Below are 15606 nucleotides of genomic sequence, written 5' to 3' on the forward strand. Positions count from 1 at the left end.
ATATGCGCATGGTTGACTTAATTGTTAAGAAGCAGCAAGGAAAAGAATTAACGAAAGAAGAAATTAATTTCATCATTTCAGGCTTTACAAATGGTACTATTCCGGATTATCAGATGAGCGCTTTTGCAATGGCTGTTTATTTCCAAGATATGACCGATAACGAACGGATGGAAATGACAATGGCCATGGCTGAATCTGGCGACCAAATTGATTTGTCTGCAATTGAAGGTATTAAAGTAGACAAGCATTCAACTGGGGGAGTAGGCGATACAACAACGCTTGTATTGGCGCCTCTTGTAGCAAGTGCAGGCGTTCCGGTTGCAAAAATGAGCGGGCGTGGTCTAGGACATACAGGTGGTACCATCGATAAATTAGAATCTGTACCAGGCTTCCACGTAGAGATCTCAGAAGAAAAGTTCATGGAATTAGTTAATAAAAATAAAGTAGCGGTCGTGGGTCAATCAGGTGATCTAACGCCAGCGGACAAAAAAATCTACGCACTACGTGACGTAACAGGAACAGTAAACTCCTTGCCGTTGATTGCAAGCTCGATTATGAGTAAAAAAATTGCTTCGGGAGCAGATGCAATCGTACTGGACGTTAAAGTTGGAGCAGGCGCATTTATGAAAACACCTGAAGATGCTGAGAAACTAGCGCGCGCAATGGTTTCTATCGGAAATTTAGCGGGTAGAAAAACAATGGCGATTATCTCGGATATGAGCCAACCACTTGGCCGTGCAGTAGGAAATACCTTAGAAGTTGAAGAAGCGATTGAGACGTTGAAAGGCAACGGACCAAAGGATTTAGAAGAGCTTTGCTTGGTACTTGGTGCTCAAATGGTTTACCTAGGCGGCGGGGCAGAAAGTTTAGAAGATGCCAAAGCACTGTTGAAAGAAAAATTAACGAACGGAGAAGCATTGGAGCAGTTCAAGATTTTCTTGGAAGCACAAGATGGGAATCCAAACGTAGTAGAAGACTATTCATTGATGCCACAGGCAAGCATTACTAAAGATGTTAAAGCAACTGAATCAGGCTACATTACGGAAATTACCGCTGATGATATTGGTGTGGCTGCAATGAAACTTGGAGCAGGACGTGAAACGCAAGAGTCGGTCATTGATTTAGCTGCTGGATTAATGCTTCATAAAAAAGTAGATGACTATGTTGAAAAAGGCGATGTGATCGTGACGCTTTATGCGAACTTTGAAGATACTGCGGAAGCAGAGAAAATGATTCAACAAGCATATCACTACGGAAAAGAAAAAGTAGAACCAGTTCTAATCCATAAAGTTATAACTGAATAGATTAAATAAACGGCAACCCAGAATTCTAGGGTTGCCGTTTATTTAATCTCTGAACGAAATACCAACGATAGAATCGCCAATTTCTAGGAATTCACTTATTAATTCACTTGGTTCGGTACGATTCGGAAGATAGATGGTAAAAATAAAATTATAGACAGGCTCGCCATTCTCGCGAATCATGGCGAAGTCTTCATCAGTGGTTCTCAAATTATATTTATTAAAAAGTGTTCTAATTTCTTCAATTTGGGTACGGCTGGTTAATTTTATGTCCAGGATATATTTATCACCGGGTTTCGTGATTTTTTTCAATAAATATAACACCGCAACTAAAATAAGTGTAGAAATGATAGCGAGGAAATAATATCCATATCCCGCCGCAATTCCTAAGCCTGCTACAGCCCAAATTGTGGCTGCTGTAGTCAATCCTGAGACTTTATCAATTTGAGTGGTGATGATTGACCCGGCACCCAAAAATCCGATTCCACTGACGATTTGAGCCACGATTCGGGAAAAGTCCGTTGAGATAATTCCTTGTAAGTCAGGATTGTCTAATACCAATCTTATTATTGAGAATGAAATTTCGACTTGAATAATGGTTAATATGCACGCCGATACACAAACGATAATATTGGTTCGGATTCCCGCTGATTGGTTTTTTCGTTCACGCTCAATACCAACTGCGAGTCCCAAATTAGCAGAAACCAATAGTCGTAAGGCAATTTCTGTGTAATCTAAATCATACATTTATATCTCACACTCCTCTCTTTCTTTTATTGTAAGAGACTTCATTTCAAAAGTAAAAAAAACCTCCTATGAAAGGACATTTAATATGATATGATAGTTATATTAAATTTTAATGAGGAGGTTCCCGCGGTGAAAAAAGAGGATTGGCTATCAGGAATACGAACCATTTTTCCTGTTAGTATCAGCTATATTCCATTGGGATTGGCTTGCGGAATTGTTTTACAACAATCTGGGTTTAATGCATTAGCTGTGTTCTTTACAAGTGTCTTAATATATGGCGGTGCCTCTCAATTTCTAATCGCATCGATGGTGCTGAGTGGGCTTGCAGCTTTTGAAATTATAACGATGGTCTTTTTTATTAATTTGCGTCATTTATTAATGAGTTCTACGTTTGCAAAAAGGCTTAGTAAGGAATCGCCTCTATTTACGATGCTCTTTGCTCATATCATTACGGATGAGTCATTTGCAGTTAATACGTTGAAATTCCGATTGGATTCGAACTGGACTACCGAAAAAGGGATGGCCGCGAGCATAACTGCTTGGTTGACATGGGTTTTCAGCACAGTCGCAGGATCGCTATTAGGCAATACCTTTACCGTATCCACTGTCGTGATGAACTACGTTTTAACAGCGATGTTCATTTTCTTGCTTGTCTCACAAATGGAAAATAAGTTACTAGTTTGGGTAGGGCTCTTTGGATTAGTAGTGGCAGTTTTGATGAAATTAATGATGCCAGGCGGGATTGCTATTTTGGTGGCATCGATTATTTCGTCATTGTTTGGTGTAACTTTAGAAACGTACATGGGTAAAAAAGGAGGCGCTGTACATGAGTCGTGATATCGTAATTATCATTCTCGGGTCTGCCTTAGTAACGTATCTCCCACGTTATTTACCAATCCTGTTGTTTAAGGATGCGGAATTGCCACTGTGGTTCCAAAAATGGATGGGCTATTTACCGATATCGATTTTTGCAGCACTTATTGCAACCGATATTTTCTTCTGGGAAGAGAACTTAAATTTAAACATTCTCGAAAATGCGAAATTATTGCCGTCAGTAGTTACTATTTTTATCGCCTATAAAACAAAAAGTATGATTTATTCCATTGTCGCCGGTGTTCTCTCGATTGCTATACTCATTTGGGTACTATGATGGTTATTCAGACTTTATCAATAAAAATATTGAATAGAAAGTCCGAATCGTTCCAATCATAAAAGGAAATACTTATACAGAAAGAGGCTGGAACCATAAAATTTTGGTTCCAGCCTTTTGTCTTGTTATCTTGTTATTTAGATCGTTTTCCAAAACTACGGTAATCAATCCCACGCATTTCGCACCAGTCAATAATATCACGGTGGAAAATGAGGTCGGTTTGCTTAAGTTCAGCAACATTACGCTTACCGAGTAAGGTCATAATTGCAGTCATTTTTTCTTTCCAACCTTGAACAGTTTCAATCGTTTTCTCTGGACCTTCGTTCACAACCATATGTAAGAATTGGCCCGATAGCCCGACTGCTTCTGCACCCAAACTCAGTGCTTTGATGATATCGTAAGGTGTCTTTACACCACCAGAGGCAAGAATATGCACGTCATTTTCCAACTGTTGTGCTTCCAATAAGGAAATAACCGTTGATTGTCCCCAGTTCTCCAGATCATCGTAAGAGAAGGTTGTACGACGGGCATTTTCAATGGCCGCAAAATTTGTACCCCCACGACCCGAAACGTCAATCCACTTAACACCGACATTTTTAAGTTGTTGCATGGTTTCTAAACTCATACCAAATCCAACTTCTTTAATCATAACCGGCACTCCGACATGCGCTACAATTTGTTCAATCTGATTTAACCACATCGTAAAGTCGCGGTCTCCCTCAGGCATTACCAACTCTTGCGGCGCATTAATGTGAATTTGCATCGCGTTGGCTTCGAGAATATCAACTGCACGTTTGGCATTTTCAACGGTATGATGTGCACCCAAATTCGCGAGTACAAAGCCGTTTGGATTAACCTCACGAATAACTTTAAAACTGTCTGCTAAATCAGGATGTTTAATGGCAGCACTGATAGAACCCGATGCCATTACTAAGCCCAATTCCTTTGCGACTTCCGCTAAGTTTCTATTAATCACGGCCGTTTTTTTGCTACCACCCGTCATCCCGTTGATGTAAAAGGGTAGGGGCATATCGTGGCCTAACATATGTGAAGCAAGTGAAACGTCTTGCGTTTTTATTTGTGGAAAGGAATGATGAACAAACCGTACTTTTTGAAAGTCAGATTGACTGGCTGCATTATATTGCTTCTCAGCCAAATCAACGTGATCATCCTTTCGTTGAGAATCTATATTCATAATACTCCTGCTCCTTCATCTTCTTGATACACTTCCAGAGGCAAGGGAACAACCCCGTCTGCTTCCCATTGTTTAAATAACGGTAAAATAGTGTCTGCATTATCTACAAGGGCGATTCCACAGTCACCACCGCCCGCACCAGAACTCTTTGCGGCACCACCGAATGTTTCGGCTGCCTCCACTAACTTTTCAAGGAGAGGTGTTTCAATGGAGATACCTGTATGTTTTGCTAACTTGAGTAAAAGGGCACGATTTTTTCTAATCCCATCTTTGATAGCTTGGGTTTTATTTTGATCAAAAGCAATAATTAAATCGTTAACAATCGTCTTGCTCTTTGCTAAGAAATTCGGGAAGAAATCAGCCATGTCCTGACGTTTATCATTCACTTTATCAACTAAGTGAGTAGTAGAAGCAGGACTTGCTGTCCAGCCAATTAAGAGTTGCAGGTTATCTGGGACTCTTAATTGACGAATCATCAAATCCGGCCAAGGCATCGTAATGAGCTCGGTTATCGTCATTTCTGTTTGTCTTTCCTTAACCCATTCACGATTGAAGCAGGAATAGGCAATCCAACCTGTGAAGCAACTCGCAGCAATATCACCAAAGGAACCATTACTCTTTACTGATAAATGTGCCAAACTTGCCAGCTTATAAACGAGCTCAGGTGTATAAGGAACCTTATAAAATTTAAGTAAGGCTTTGATGGTAGCGACTGTAACGGCGCCACTTGAGCCGAGCCCATATTTTTTACCTTTGGCATTATCTAATTCACTTTCAACAGAAAGGTGAAAAAAGACCAACTCTTTATTTAATTCGCTTATATATTGCTCAGTTACTGTTACAGCTTGGGTGATATAAATAAAAGGATTTTCACGTTCATCGATATGCAACGCACCATCTTGTCTCGTCCAAGGAACAGGTAACCCACCATTTAAAGTAGAATTTATTGTTCCTTCATCAATTGCTTCATCTAGAGAAACAGTAATAAATTGATTCACTGCAACAAGGATTGCAGGGTGGTTATTTGTAACAACTGCATATTCACCTGCAATAAACAGTTTTCCCGGTGCACTTGCTTTAATCAATGTTCTCTTCCTTCCTATTAGAGTTGCCAGTTATATTCAGCAGCCTCTTGCGCTGTTAGAGGACGGATACCTTGACCAGGCCCGCTAATTAACAGTTGTTCTTCTGAGAAATACTCCCGCAACATTTCTTTGATTTTTCCTGCTTCGGACAGACGACATAAAACCTTTACGTTCGGTCCGGCATCCATAGTAACATAACATAAAATACCTTGTTCTCGCAACGCACGGACTGCGTGAATGGCTTTAATACTATCTGGTTCAAAGTAGATAATCGGCGTTTCCGCCCCTAACATGGAGCCGTGCATCTTCATCGCACTGTGCTCGGTAATTTGTCCTACTTTTTCAAAGTCCCGCGCTTTAATCGCTTTTTTTATAGCCAGTAAATCTTCTTCAGCAGACGCTACCCAAGCAGGATAAAAGGGGGATGTTTCGACTGTTTGCTTCATGCCTATCCGACTGGAAATTTTCTTAGCTGATTTATTCACTGCGATAATAACCATTCCAATATCCCAACTGGCGTCATCAACCGGTACAGCCATCGAATCTTCTGATGAGGTTCCTTTTTGCCATTCAACAAAACCACCGAATAAACTTCGTGTCGCACTACCGGAACCTCGACGCGCATATGTTGAGAGGGTTTCAAGATCCATGTTCAAGCCAGTTGCGCGGTTCATTGCACCAGCTAATGCCGCGAAAGCAGAAGCAGAGGATGCCAAACCGGCAGCTGTTGGAACGTGATTGATACTTTTAACCTGGATAAAGTGAGTGATACCGGCCTTATTTCGGAATAGATCCAAAAAGCGCGAAATCTTTGCAGTTTCTTCAGGCGATTGAAGGACATCATTTAAATAAAATTGATCTTCAGTGAATGTATCAGATATTTCGACGAATGTGTCTGTGTATAAGCCGTCCAAAGTGAGGGATAAACTGCTGTTCATAGGAAGAAATAATGTTTCATCCGCTTTTCCCCAATATTTAATAAGCGCGATATTCGTATGCGCTCTAACTGCTGCTTTTGTCATACTGTCACCGCCTGATTGAGGTATGTAATCCAAGTTTTAACGGCACCGGCATCTTGTAATGCTTGAGAGATAGTCTGGGCTTCTTGTTCAGATGCTGCCAAAGCAATCATACAGCCACCACGGCCTCCACCTGTTAATTTGGCTCCCAATGCTCCTGCTTGTTTAGCCGCTCCTACCAGGTGATTTAATTCGTCACTTGATACACCCAGTTCCGCTAATAAGTTGTGCGCCTGGCTCATAACCGTTCCTAATCGCTCTGGTTGGTTCGTTTCCAAATACTGCTTCGCTTGTTCAGCTAAGTCACCCAGTAAACGAATTTCTTTTTCTGTTTGTACTTTTTTTTCTGTTTTTAGACGAGCAGCGATACTGCCAACTGCAGCCTTTGTTTGGCCTGTAATACCTGTATCACCGACGATTAAATAACCGTCCAGACGAAGATCAAAGGGCACGAAAGGATGACCTTTTCTAAAGAAGACAGGAGAATCACCACTGGTCGTAACAGCGTCAAGGCCGCTCGGGTTCCCATGTGCTACTTTTTCTGAAACGTCAACCAACTCTAAAAGTCGGTCGTAATCTAATTCTTCATTGAAATAGTTGTAAATGGCACGTGTAACCGCAACTGAAACAGCCGCACTTGATCCCATCCCCCGTTCAGGTGGAATCGTACTTGAAATTTGTATAGCTAGAGGTGTGTTTTCCTTATTCAAACTTTTGAGTGCCGTATTAATGGCTGTTTGAAGACTTTGGAGAATCTCCGGCATTTCCGCTGCAATACCACTATAGTAAGAACAATCAATGATAGTTGCATCTTCTGCCGGTGCGATAGTAACAGCTACTTCTACCGCCGGAAATGGTAGAGCAATTGAAGGTTCACCGTAAACAACAGCGTGTTCTCCCATCAAGATGATTTTTCCATGGGATAATCCTTTTGCATTTGTATTTTCCATTCAATCACTTCCTATAATAATTAGTTTTCTAACGTGTGAACAAAGATAAAATATAAGGGGCGGCATACAAGGTCATAAACTGGATACCATAGTTCATTCCAAGCCGATTAAGATTCCCGCAAATGAAGCCAATTAGCATGACGCCAAAAATATTTAAGAGACCTGCATCCATATAGGCCAGAAGTAAGACCAATCCAATGAACAAACCAAGTACCGCTTCATGCGGAATTTTTGTTAATACGAATGTTGTAATCTGTGTTGCATAACGAAGGGACAAGTAATACACCAAACTGATTGAAAGAACAGCACCCAAGATAATCGCAAAAGTGAATTCGCCCTGGGATAAAGCATGGTGAATATTACTCTCCATTGAAAAAATAGGCGGTGCAGTAAATAGAGCGCCACCCGGTCCAATTGCGGCAGGAGAAAGAGGAATTCCCAATGCTACAACACAAATAATAATACCGGATAGATAAGTAGATTGTGCCAATGCACTCATTGTAATGATAGACGTACTAGCTTTTTCCAAGGCATCACTTTTACGCTTACCGACAATTTCACCGAATAAAATCGTAATACCCACCGGACTTAAAACGAATAAAAAGGTTGAGAAAAATGAAGCGAGGATAGCGCTAATCGATTCGTCTTTCTTAACAATTTTAAAAGGGTTGAAGGTTTGCTGCGTCTGGCTGACAGAAGGGATCAACGTTTCTTTTAATTGCGTTGTTTCTGCCTGCTCACGAGTCGATTTTGTCAAAAAGGAAAGAAGGTTAACGAGTAGAGGCCCTACTGTAATACCCAGAAAGAAAGAAGTTGTAACTGTTTTGTCTTGCGGAATAATTCCCAAATCCCAATAAATCGTTCGCAAACTTTGAAAAAGCATTGCCAACGGTATAATCATTGCTAAAGATAAAAGCTTTGCCTTACCCATTAAAGATAAGAAAATCGCACCAATGACAAACAAAAGGTTCGCATACTGTTTAATAATTTCAGCATGGGGCGCAATCAAATTTGCGATTAACAAGCTCGTTGGTACAGCAGTTACCACGCCTAGTAAAGCACCTACAGCCGCTTTACGGATGTTTTCATGAGTAAGGCCTGCTTTTTTCATCGTCATCGCGTGTTCAATCATAGGTGTCGACAATACACCGCCGGGAAGTCCAACAACGAGTGTTGGCATGGCATTCATTAAATTTAACGAAACGATTGCCGAAATGAAAAATGTGAGGACTACGATGGGGTGTACGCCCGATAAAACGACGGCAAGTGTGATAGGCATAAGTACAGCCGTTTCGTCTGTTCCCGGGATAAAACCAATTAGCGTATAAAGAAAGGTTGCACCTAGTGAAGCAAGGACAACTTGAAGTAATAATCCTGTGTCCATCTATTCAACCTCCTGCGTGTTATTTTTTTTGATGTCGCGTTTGGGTTTAATCATCACGGTATTAATCACCATTGCGCTAACTGCGCCACCGAGGCCATAAAATAATTGTCTCGTTGTATCTCCGGATGGCGCAACAAAATAGCCGACCATCGTAAGCCCGCCTGAAAGTAAAATAGCTTGGAGTAAATCTTTGATGCCAACTAAATCGCCCCAAAGCTCCAGATATTTGTTCTTTTGATTCAATATCATCTCCACCGCTTCTTAAGTATTCTATTTTTATAATCTCATTCTAGCAAAGAACAGCGTAAAGTAAACAATTCGCACTCTATTTTAAGAAAACTTAACGACACTATCGGTGAAAGTTAATGACGAGTGATTAATTCAGTAAAAATGAGGCAAACTGCCAATTTCTTAGATATAAAAGTCAAATCTATGATACAATAGGCAAAAATTAGTTTTTGGCGGAAAGGGCTTAAGATGATTCCTAATAGCAATTACTATCAAATCAGTCGCGAGGAGTGGCGAACTTTTCATCAAGAAGATGTTCCCATCTTATCAGAAGACAAACTTGAGAGCTTAATTTCATTGAATGATAAGCTGTCCCTGGCGGACGTAAAGGATATATATTTACCTTTAGTTGAAGTTATCGATTTGTACACAAAAAATTATCGTAGTTTAAGAAGAATGAAAAGTAAGTTCCTTGATCGTCCGTATGAACCGTCTCCAATGGTTATCGGGGTGTCAGGGAGTGTAGCAGTCGGTAAAAGTACCACAGCTCGTGTCTTGCAAAATACGTTGGGGAAATTTTACCCCGAAAAGAATATCGGCTTAGTAACAACAGATGGTTTTCTTTATTCGAATGCGGAATTAATTAAACGTGGCATACTAACTAGAAAAGGGTTTCCTGAAAGTTATGACATGGAAAAATTGATTCAATTTTTACTAGATGTTAAAATAGGAAAGCCATATGTTAAATATCCGGTTTATTCCCATCGCATTTATGATGTCATTTCGGATGACTATAACGTTCTCCATGAGCCTGACATTCTTATTGTCGAAGGAATAAATGTCCTGCAATTGCCGTCCAATCAACAAATTTATGCGAGCGACTTTTTTGATTTTTCTATTTATGTCGATGCAGAAATTGAGAATATCGAAAAATGGTATATCGAGCGTTTTGAGATGTTGATGGATTTAGCTAAGGATCAACCCGATAACTATTATTATAACTATGCAATTGGTGACAGAGATGAAGCCATTGCAATGGCACGTGAAGTCTGGAAGAGTGTAAACTTGAAGAATCTTCAAGAGTTTATTGCACCGACCATGACTCGCGCAGATTTAATTATTCATAAATCAGATAATCATCATATTGATTACCTGAATATTAAAAAGTATTAAATGGAGGGAAAAATATTCATGAAGACAGAAATTAGCAGTGTTGAAAAAATTATTGTGCTGGACTTCGGAAGCCAATACAATCAATTATTGACACGCCGCATCCGCGAATTCGGAGTTTACTCAGAGTTGCTGTCACACAAGACAACTGCGGAAAAAATAAAATCATTGGGGAATGTAAAAGGAATTATTTTCTCTGGCGGACCAAACAGCGTTTACGAAGAAGGTTCTTTTACAGTCGACCCAGCTATCTACGACCTAGGATTACCAATTTTAGGTGTTTGTTACGGAATGCAGTTGATGACAGCGCAATTCGGAGGAACAGTAGAAAAAGCTGCTAATCGTGAATATGGCCAATCAAAAATTGAAATCCTCCATACAGATGATCCTTTGTTTAACGGTCTTGAAAGATCTGAAACAGTTTTAATGAGTCATGGTGATTTAATTACCGACATTCCTGCTGGTTTCGAAGTAACAGCAACGAATGCACAATGTCCAGTTGTGGCGTTCTCAAACGTTGAACGTCAATTTTATGGTGTACAATTCCATCCGGAAGTACGTCATTCTGTGCACGGTAACGAAATGTTACGTAACTTTGCGTTCGATATTTGCGGAAGCAAAGGCGACTGGTCTATGGCGAACTTTATCGATTTTGAGATTGATAAAATCCGTGAAACTGTTGGCGACAAAAAAGTACTACTTGCTCTTTCTGGCGGGGTAGACTCATCAGTAGTAGGTGTATTATTACATCGTGCAATCGGTGACCAATTAACCTGTATTTTCGTAGACCACGGCTTATTGCGTAAAGGCGAAGCTGGGGCAGTAATGGAAAGTCTTTCAGGCAAATTTGGACTTAACATTATTAAAGTTGATGCACAAGAGCGTTTCATGTCTAAATTGGCAGGCGTTGCTGATCCAGAGAAAAAACGTAAAATTATCGGTGCTGAATTCATCAGCGTCTTTGATGATGAAGCTAGCAAATTGAACGGTATTCAATTCTTGGCACAAGGAACAATTTACTCTGATGTTATTGAGAGTGGTACTGATACAGCACAAACAATTAAATCTCACCACAACGTAGGTGGATTACCAGAAGATATGCAATTTAAATTAATCGAACCACTAAATACATTATTCAAAGACGAAGTGCGTGCGCTTGGTATTGAATTAGGTATGCCAGAAAGTCTAGTATGGCGTCAGCCGTTCCCAGGCCCAGGTCTAGGAATTCGTGTTCTTGGTGAAATCACTGAAGAAAAATTGGAAATCGTTCGCGAGTCTGATTACATTCTACGTGAAGAAATCAAAAACGCAGGTCTTGATCGTGACGTATGGCAATACTTCACCGTTCTACCAGGTATCCGTAGTGTCGGAGTTATGGGAGACGGACGTACTTACGATTACACAGTAGGAATTCGTGCGGTTAACTCCGTAGATGGAATGACTTCTGAATGGGCACGAATCCCATACGACGTACTAGAAACTATTTCGAAACGAATCGTTAATGAAGTTGCACACGTTAACCGTATCGTGTATGACATTACGAGCAAGCCACCAGCGACTATCGAGTGGGAGTAGTTGTAGGAGAGCCAGAAATCCTTGTTTATCAAGGGTTTCTGGCTCTTCTTATTTTTTTACTGCACTTTTATTGCACTTTTTTCATTTCTTTGTTTCGCAAGTAGTCTACAGTAAATTGATTCTTTGGTGAAGTATCATAATTTTGTTTTGCTTCTTTAAAGGAAATGGCTCCATTTAATTTGTTAGCTACCTCAAAATTACTGTTAGGATAAAGATGTCCATACGTTCCTAAAGTCGTCTCAATATCTTCATGTCCTAAACGGTCTTTAATGATGAGTGGGTTTTCTCCCATACTGATTAACAAGGAAGCATGCGAATGCCGTAAACCATGAATTCTGATTCGATGAATACTAGCCAGCTTAGCATAGCGTTCAATAGCATGTGCTAGCGTATGTTTTTGGGTAGGAATACCGTTATAGCTCATTACAAAGTCTGTCTGAATTAGATTTTGTTGTGCTTTCTTCCATTCGGATAGATAATTTAGAGTACATTCATCTAATACAATATGACGAACACTCGCCTTTGTTTTTGGTTCAACAAATCTATAATCCGATTGATTCTTGTAATAAAGTGTTTTGTTGATGGTTAGTACTCCAGAGTCAAAATCAATATCTTCCCATTGAATGGCAGTAGCTTCACCAATTCGCATTCCAGTCATAAATAAAAACCACAGAGAGATAAATAAAAAGTGTTGATAGTAATCTTCTTTATAAATTAGAGAGATTACTTTTTCAAATTCTTCTTTTGTCCAAAATTCAATTTTAGACTTTTGCTTTTTCACATTGCCAATAATCTTAGATGGATTTGTGGTGGTTATCCCAAGGACAATTGCTCGATCCATAGCAACTGAAAATAGTCCTTGAACAGCTCTCACATAAGAAGACTTACATTTCTTTGATAATTTTAGTTGCCAATTTTGCACATCAATAGGCTCAATATCGGAAACAGCCATTTTATCAAAATAAGAGAAATGTTTCTTAATAGTTGGTAAGCGATTTTCATATGTTCTGAGCTTTACCTGTGTCTTATACCATGGAAGAAAAATTTCAAAGATATAATGATTAAACGTCATTTTATCCTTATTCTCACTTAATTCTTCTGGTTTCATCAGTAGTAGTTTTGAATATTCTTCTCTTGCTTCTTTTTTAGTAGTGAATCCACTACGATATTTTTGAATTTTTTTTCCTTTAGAATCATAACCTAGATTTGCACGAAAATAATAGGTTCCATTCTTTGCTTTTTTTATTGGGTCTTTAACCATAGTTTTTACTCCTTACTGTGCAAAAACTACTCAGACCTGTTTTCATTTGAAAACCGAATTCCTAGAATTTCTTCAACAGCTTCACGAGGGACTCTATCTAACTTTCGAGATTGATAGTAGGTATGCCCTTTTGTAATCATCAATTCTTTTGCTTTTTTTATGATGTCTGCTGAAAAAGAAGTTCCATATCCTAGCTCAACTAAATCTTTTTTTGTGACCGTTATCATTATTACTCCTTTCCCATTATAGGCTAGGAAAACTCCAATATTCACCTATAATTATATCAAATATTTTTATGATAATACATTGACAAGAGAAGAATATCCCAGCAATCGAACAGCTCTAGCAAAGCTCACGGGCATTTCACCCCTGCATGATTTTCATGTAGCCGTACCCATTGTCTGCGACGCTACTAACGCTCGGACTGTGGCTATACGGGAGTATCATTATCACGATAAGAAAGTCATGGCAACAATCCTGCTAAAGATTGTTTACGAAGTTTTAACATGAATCGCTCGCTATCTTCATAGATCATGGCGTGTTAGTTCGTTGGCTCTTTTCTTATCGAAACGTATTCGATTGGCTTTATTCAATTGTCAAAGAACGTTTGGCTTGTTAGCCTATCAAAACATACTGAACATACAGTAGGCTTTGATGGAATAACAAACCTCCCAAATCGGGAAGCGTGGAACGGTTCAACACGCTTCCACGAAAAAATGAGATTATTTAATTTCGAACGCTAAAATCTTGGTGATGAGTTTTGTTTCCATTCTGCCACGTAGGGTTTCATCAATAACCATATGAGAATTGCCATATTCGTCTGTCATGCGACGCAAAGAACGTTTTGAGGTATACCCTCGATAATGTTTAACAATCTGATTAATTGCTTCCACGTCGCCATCTGTCGCCTTTACAATGAGGGGGAAGGGAACCCTTGGATAGGCTGTTTTCATTCTTTACACTCCTTCATGAATTCTTTAATCATGGCTAGTCCACTTATTCGATGACGATAAACTGTTGAACGATTTACATTTAGTAATTCTGCAATTTCCACATCACTCATATCCATAAAATAATGAAGTAAAATGATGTTCCGCTTGTTCTCTGGAAGGTGGCGTAAGGCTTCGCTTAACAAATCACTTTCAACATTGATTCTTAATCCATACAATGTGAATAGTTGAAAATCAGTGACATACGTATCAACCGTAGAAAAAGAGGTGACAAGGTAGTTATCTATTTCAGAAAATGAAACTTCTTTTTTGGACAGTCTGCTTAGATGTTTGAAATAATCTTTCCGTTCATCTTCAATGGCTTGTTTGCAGATATAGTCAAACTGATTTTCTATGGTTTCTTGAAAAGAAGATGGTTTCATGTTTTTCACCCCCTTTCTGTCGTGAAAGGGAGTGGCATGTACTTCTTTATCTCCCTTCATACTAAGTCCCGACACGAAAGGGGGATTTGTTGCATAAGTGAAGAAAAATCTTAAAAGATATTCACGAAGTAGCCAAAAAAACACATAAACAGATTGTTTTCTCTGTTCATGTGCTTCAATTGTTCTGTCTATACGATTTGTAAAACCACATTGATGGTCATATTTATCTAGTGTAGGTGGGTAAGTTTTTTTGATAAGAACCTAATTAAGAGAATTAGATAGTGACGTATCTTTTTCATGGCGACTGTGACCTCCATTCAGTCGCCAATTTTATCTACTTTTTAGCAGCATAACTAAATTTTATATAGTTGTATGGGTAAATAAAATCAGCGACCTTTCTATTTGAGATTGGATTTATCACATTCATAAGCATAATAGCGCTCTTAAAAGAACTCACAAACTACATAACACGTTTTTCTATACCTGTTTCCACTTGGATAGGAACAGTAAAATGTATAGAGGTGGTTTATTATGCGTAAAAAAGAAGATAAATACGATTTTAGAGCCGTTGGTCTAGCGATTAAAGAGGCTCGAATAAAACGTGGTCTCACCCGTGAACAAGTAGGAACAATCATTGAAATTGACCCACGTTATTTAACAAATATAGAAAATAAAGGGCAACACCCAAGTACACAGGTGCTTTATGATCTTGTATCATTACTCCATGTGTCTATTGATGAATTTTTCTTACCTACAGATAATTTGATAAAAAGCACTCGAAGGCTACAGATAGAAAAATACATGGATAGCTTTACAGACAAAGAACTATCCTTAATGGAAGCACTAGCAAAAGGTATCAATGAAGCAAGAAATATTGAAGGCTAGTCAGTAAAATTCAGATAAACAAAAAGAGCCGATAAGATGAGAGTTTCATTTCTCAAATTATCGGCTCTGCGTCTTGGCGTCTGGCTCTTTGATTGTTATTATATTCATTTTTTGAACATTAATTAAAGTTTCGTTCTTACATTTGGGGCAGTATAAAGGGAAATTTTTAAGTATAGTATCCACTCGTATTCGTAGTCTTGTTTTATTTCCACAAATAGGACACAATATCCACTTGTAGTTTATAATAACAATCTCCTCCTTTCCACTTTAATTCAAATCTATAT

18 protein-coding genes are annotated in these 15606 nt (G+C 39.0%); 6 read left to right on the forward strand and 12 right to left on the reverse strand.

The window, feature by feature from the left end:
• Positions 1-2: 2 nt before the first annotated feature.
• A complete protein-coding gene (locus G7058_RS09990; RefSeq protein WP_166063405.1) occupies positions 3-1304 on the forward strand; it encodes a pyrimidine-nucleoside phosphorylase in 1302 nt (433 codons plus the stop codon).
• Between the two features lie 42 nt (positions 1305-1346).
• Here the strand turns inward: G7058_RS09990 and G7058_RS09995 are convergent, their stop codons facing one another.
• Positions 1347-2048 (reverse strand): MgtC/SapB family protein, encoded by a 702-nt coding sequence (locus tag G7058_RS09995; protein ID WP_166063406.1) that lies wholly within the window; start codon positions 2046-2048, stop codon positions 1347-1349.
• A gap of 129 nt (positions 2049-2177) precedes the next feature.
• Between G7058_RS09995 and G7058_RS10000 the strand changes: the two genes are divergently transcribed.
• Both G7058_RS10000 and G7058_RS10005 read left to right on the forward strand, forming a co-directional pair.
• Positions 2178-2885, forward strand: a complete 708-nt coding sequence (locus G7058_RS10000) for an AzlC family ABC transporter permease (protein ID WP_166063407.1) — start codon at positions 2178-2180, stop codon at positions 2883-2885.
• The gene (locus G7058_RS10005) at positions 2875-3198 is read left to right on the forward strand and encodes an AzlD domain-containing protein (protein WP_166063408.1); all 324 of its coding nucleotides are present in this window, start codon (positions 2875-2877) and stop codon (positions 3196-3198) included. Before G7058_RS10000 ends, G7058_RS10005 begins: the two co-directional genes overlap by 11 nt.
• Positions 3199-3331: 133 nt before the next feature.
• Here G7058_RS10005 and fni read toward each other — a convergent pair whose 3' ends face one another.
• The 6 genes from fni to G7058_RS10035 are packed head-to-tail and all read right to left on the reverse strand — an operon-like array spanning position 3332 to position 9080.
• Positions 3332-4393 (reverse strand): type 2 isopentenyl-diphosphate Delta-isomerase, encoded by a 1062-nt coding sequence (gene fni / locus G7058_RS10010; protein ID WP_166063409.1) that lies wholly within the window; start codon positions 4391-4393, stop codon positions 3332-3334.
• Positions 4390-5478: a phosphomevalonate kinase gene (locus G7058_RS10015; RefSeq protein ID WP_166063410.1), complete on the reverse strand. Its 1089-nt coding sequence runs from the start codon at positions 5476-5478 to the stop codon at positions 4390-4392. The genes fni and G7058_RS10015 overlap by 4 nt, the downstream gene beginning before the upstream one ends.
• Positions 5479-5495: 17 nt before the next feature.
• Complete coding sequence (mvaD, locus tag G7058_RS10020; RefSeq protein ID WP_166063411.1) at positions 5496-6500, reverse strand: diphosphomevalonate decarboxylase; 1005 nt, start codon at positions 6498-6500, stop codon at positions 5496-5498.
• Positions 6497-7447, reverse strand: coding sequence for a mevalonate kinase (gene mvk / locus G7058_RS10025; RefSeq protein ID WP_166063412.1), 951 nt, complete (start codon positions 7445-7447; stop codon positions 6497-6499). The genes mvaD and mvk overlap by 4 nt, the downstream gene beginning before the upstream one ends.
• A gap of 28 nt (positions 7448-7475) precedes the next feature.
• Complete coding sequence (locus tag G7058_RS10030) at positions 7476-8831, reverse strand: tripartite tricarboxylate transporter permease (protein WP_166063413.1); 1356 nt, start codon at positions 8829-8831, stop codon at positions 7476-7478.
• Complete coding sequence (locus G7058_RS10035; protein WP_166063414.1) at positions 8832-9080, reverse strand: hypothetical protein; 249 nt, start codon at positions 9078-9080, stop codon at positions 8832-8834.
• A gap of 228 nt (positions 9081-9308) precedes the next feature.
• On the opposite strand from G7058_RS10035, the gene coaA reads away from it, so the two are divergent.
• Together coaA and guaA are read left to right on the forward strand one after the other, a co-directional pair.
• Entirely contained in the window at positions 9309-10232 is a 924-nt protein-coding gene (gene coaA, locus G7058_RS10040) for a type I pantothenate kinase (RefSeq protein ID WP_166063415.1), read from the forward strand.
• A gap of 18 nt (positions 10233-10250) precedes the next feature.
• Positions 10251-11804, forward strand: coding sequence for a glutamine-hydrolyzing GMP synthase (gene guaA / locus G7058_RS10045; protein WP_166063416.1), 1554 nt, complete (start codon positions 10251-10253; stop codon positions 11802-11804).
• A gap of 67 nt (positions 11805-11871) precedes the next feature.
• Here guaA and G7058_RS10050 read toward each other — a convergent pair whose 3' ends face one another.
• From G7058_RS10050 to G7058_RS10070, 4 genes are all read right to left on the reverse strand, one after another.
• Positions 11872-13065 (reverse strand): site-specific integrase, encoded by a 1194-nt coding sequence (locus tag G7058_RS10050; protein WP_000237798.1) that lies wholly within the window; start codon positions 13063-13065, stop codon positions 11872-11874.
• A 26-nt stretch (positions 13066-13091) separates the two neighbouring features.
• Positions 13092-13292 (reverse strand): DUF3173 domain-containing protein, encoded by a 201-nt coding sequence (locus G7058_RS10055; RefSeq protein ID WP_000633909.1) that lies wholly within the window; start codon positions 13290-13292, stop codon positions 13092-13094.
• Positions 13293-13787: 495 nt separating this feature from the next.
• Entirely contained in the window at positions 13788-14018 is a 231-nt protein-coding gene (locus tag G7058_RS10065) for a helix-turn-helix domain-containing protein (protein ID WP_000845144.1), read from the reverse strand.
• Positions 14015-14437: an RNA polymerase sigma factor gene (locus G7058_RS10070; RefSeq protein WP_000804878.1), complete on the reverse strand. Its 423-nt coding sequence runs from the start codon at positions 14435-14437 to the stop codon at positions 14015-14017. The genes G7058_RS10065 and G7058_RS10070 overlap by 4 nt, the downstream gene beginning before the upstream one ends.
• A gap of 531 nt (positions 14438-14968) precedes the next feature.
• Here G7058_RS10070 and G7058_RS10075 point away from each other — a divergent pair.
• Complete coding sequence (locus G7058_RS10075; protein WP_001227349.1) at positions 14969-15322, forward strand: helix-turn-helix transcriptional regulator; 354 nt, start codon at positions 14969-14971, stop codon at positions 15320-15322.
• 57 nt (positions 15323-15379) lie between these two features.
• Here G7058_RS10075 and G7058_RS10080 read toward each other — a convergent pair whose 3' ends face one another.
• Positions 15380-15565, reverse strand: coding sequence for a cysteine-rich KTR domain-containing protein (locus tag G7058_RS10080; protein WP_413926387.1), 186 nt, complete (start codon positions 15563-15565; stop codon positions 15380-15382).
• Positions 15566-15606 lie beyond the last annotated feature (41 nt).

Origin of the sequence: Jeotgalibaca porci (assembly GCF_011299095.1) — a bacterium.
GTDB lineage: Bacteria > Bacillota > Bacilli > Lactobacillales > Aerococcaceae > Jeotgalibaca > Jeotgalibaca porci.

What these genes read in the sequence shown, in the direction of transcription:
- G7058_RS10005 (WP_166063408.1), top strand. Translation starts at nt 2,875, where the DNA reads ATGAGTCGTGATATCGTAATTATCATTCTCGGGTCTGCCTTAGTAACG.
- G7058_RS09995 (WP_166063406.1), bottom strand. Translation starts at nt 2,048, where the DNA reads ATGTATGATTTAGATTACACAGAAATTGCCTTACGACTATTGGTTTCT.
- G7058_RS10050 (WP_000237798.1), bottom strand. Translation starts at nt 13,065, where the DNA reads ATGGTTAAAGACCCAATAAAAAAAGCAAAGAATGGAACCTATTATTTT.
- mvk (WP_166063412.1), bottom strand. Translation starts at nt 7,447, where the DNA reads ATGGAAAATACAAATGCAAAAGGATTATCCCATGGAAAAATCATCTTG.
- fni (WP_166063409.1), bottom strand. Translation starts at nt 4,393, where the DNA reads ATGAATATAGATTCTCAACGAAAGGATGATCACGTTGATTTGGCTGAG.
- coaA (WP_166063415.1), top strand. Translation starts at nt 9,309, where the DNA reads ATGATTCCTAATAGCAATTACTATCAAATCAGTCGCGAGGAGTGGCGA.
- guaA (WP_166063416.1), top strand. Translation starts at nt 10,251, where the DNA reads ATGAAGACAGAAATTAGCAGTGTTGAAAAAATTATTGTGCTGGACTTC.
- G7058_RS10065 (WP_000845144.1), bottom strand. Translation starts at nt 14,018, where the DNA reads ATGAAAACAGCCTATCCAAGGGTTCCCTTCCCCCTCATTGTAAAGGCG.
- G7058_RS10035 (WP_166063414.1), bottom strand. Translation starts at nt 9,080, where the DNA reads ATGATATTGAATCAAAAGAACAAATATCTGGAGCTTTGGGGCGATTTA.
- G7058_RS09990 (WP_166063405.1), top strand. Translation starts at nt 3, where the DNA reads ATGCGCATGGTTGACTTAATTGTTAAGAAGCAGCAAGGAAAAGAATTA.
- G7058_RS10055 (WP_000633909.1), bottom strand. Translation starts at nt 13,292, where the DNA reads ATGATAACGGTCACAAAAAAAGATTTAGTTGAGCTAGGATATGGAACT.
- G7058_RS10075 (WP_001227349.1), top strand. Translation starts at nt 14,969, where the DNA reads ATGCGTAAAAAAGAAGATAAATACGATTTTAGAGCCGTTGGTCTAGCG.
- mvaD (WP_166063411.1), bottom strand. Translation starts at nt 6,500, where the DNA reads ATGACAAAAGCAGCAGTTAGAGCGCATACGAATATCGCGCTTATTAAA.
- G7058_RS10070 (WP_000804878.1), bottom strand. Translation starts at nt 14,437, where the DNA reads ATGAAACCATCTTCTTTTCAAGAAACCATAGAAAATCAGTTTGACTAT.
- G7058_RS10030 (WP_166063413.1), bottom strand. Translation starts at nt 8,831, where the DNA reads ATGGACACAGGATTATTACTTCAAGTTGTCCTTGCTTCACTAGGTGCA.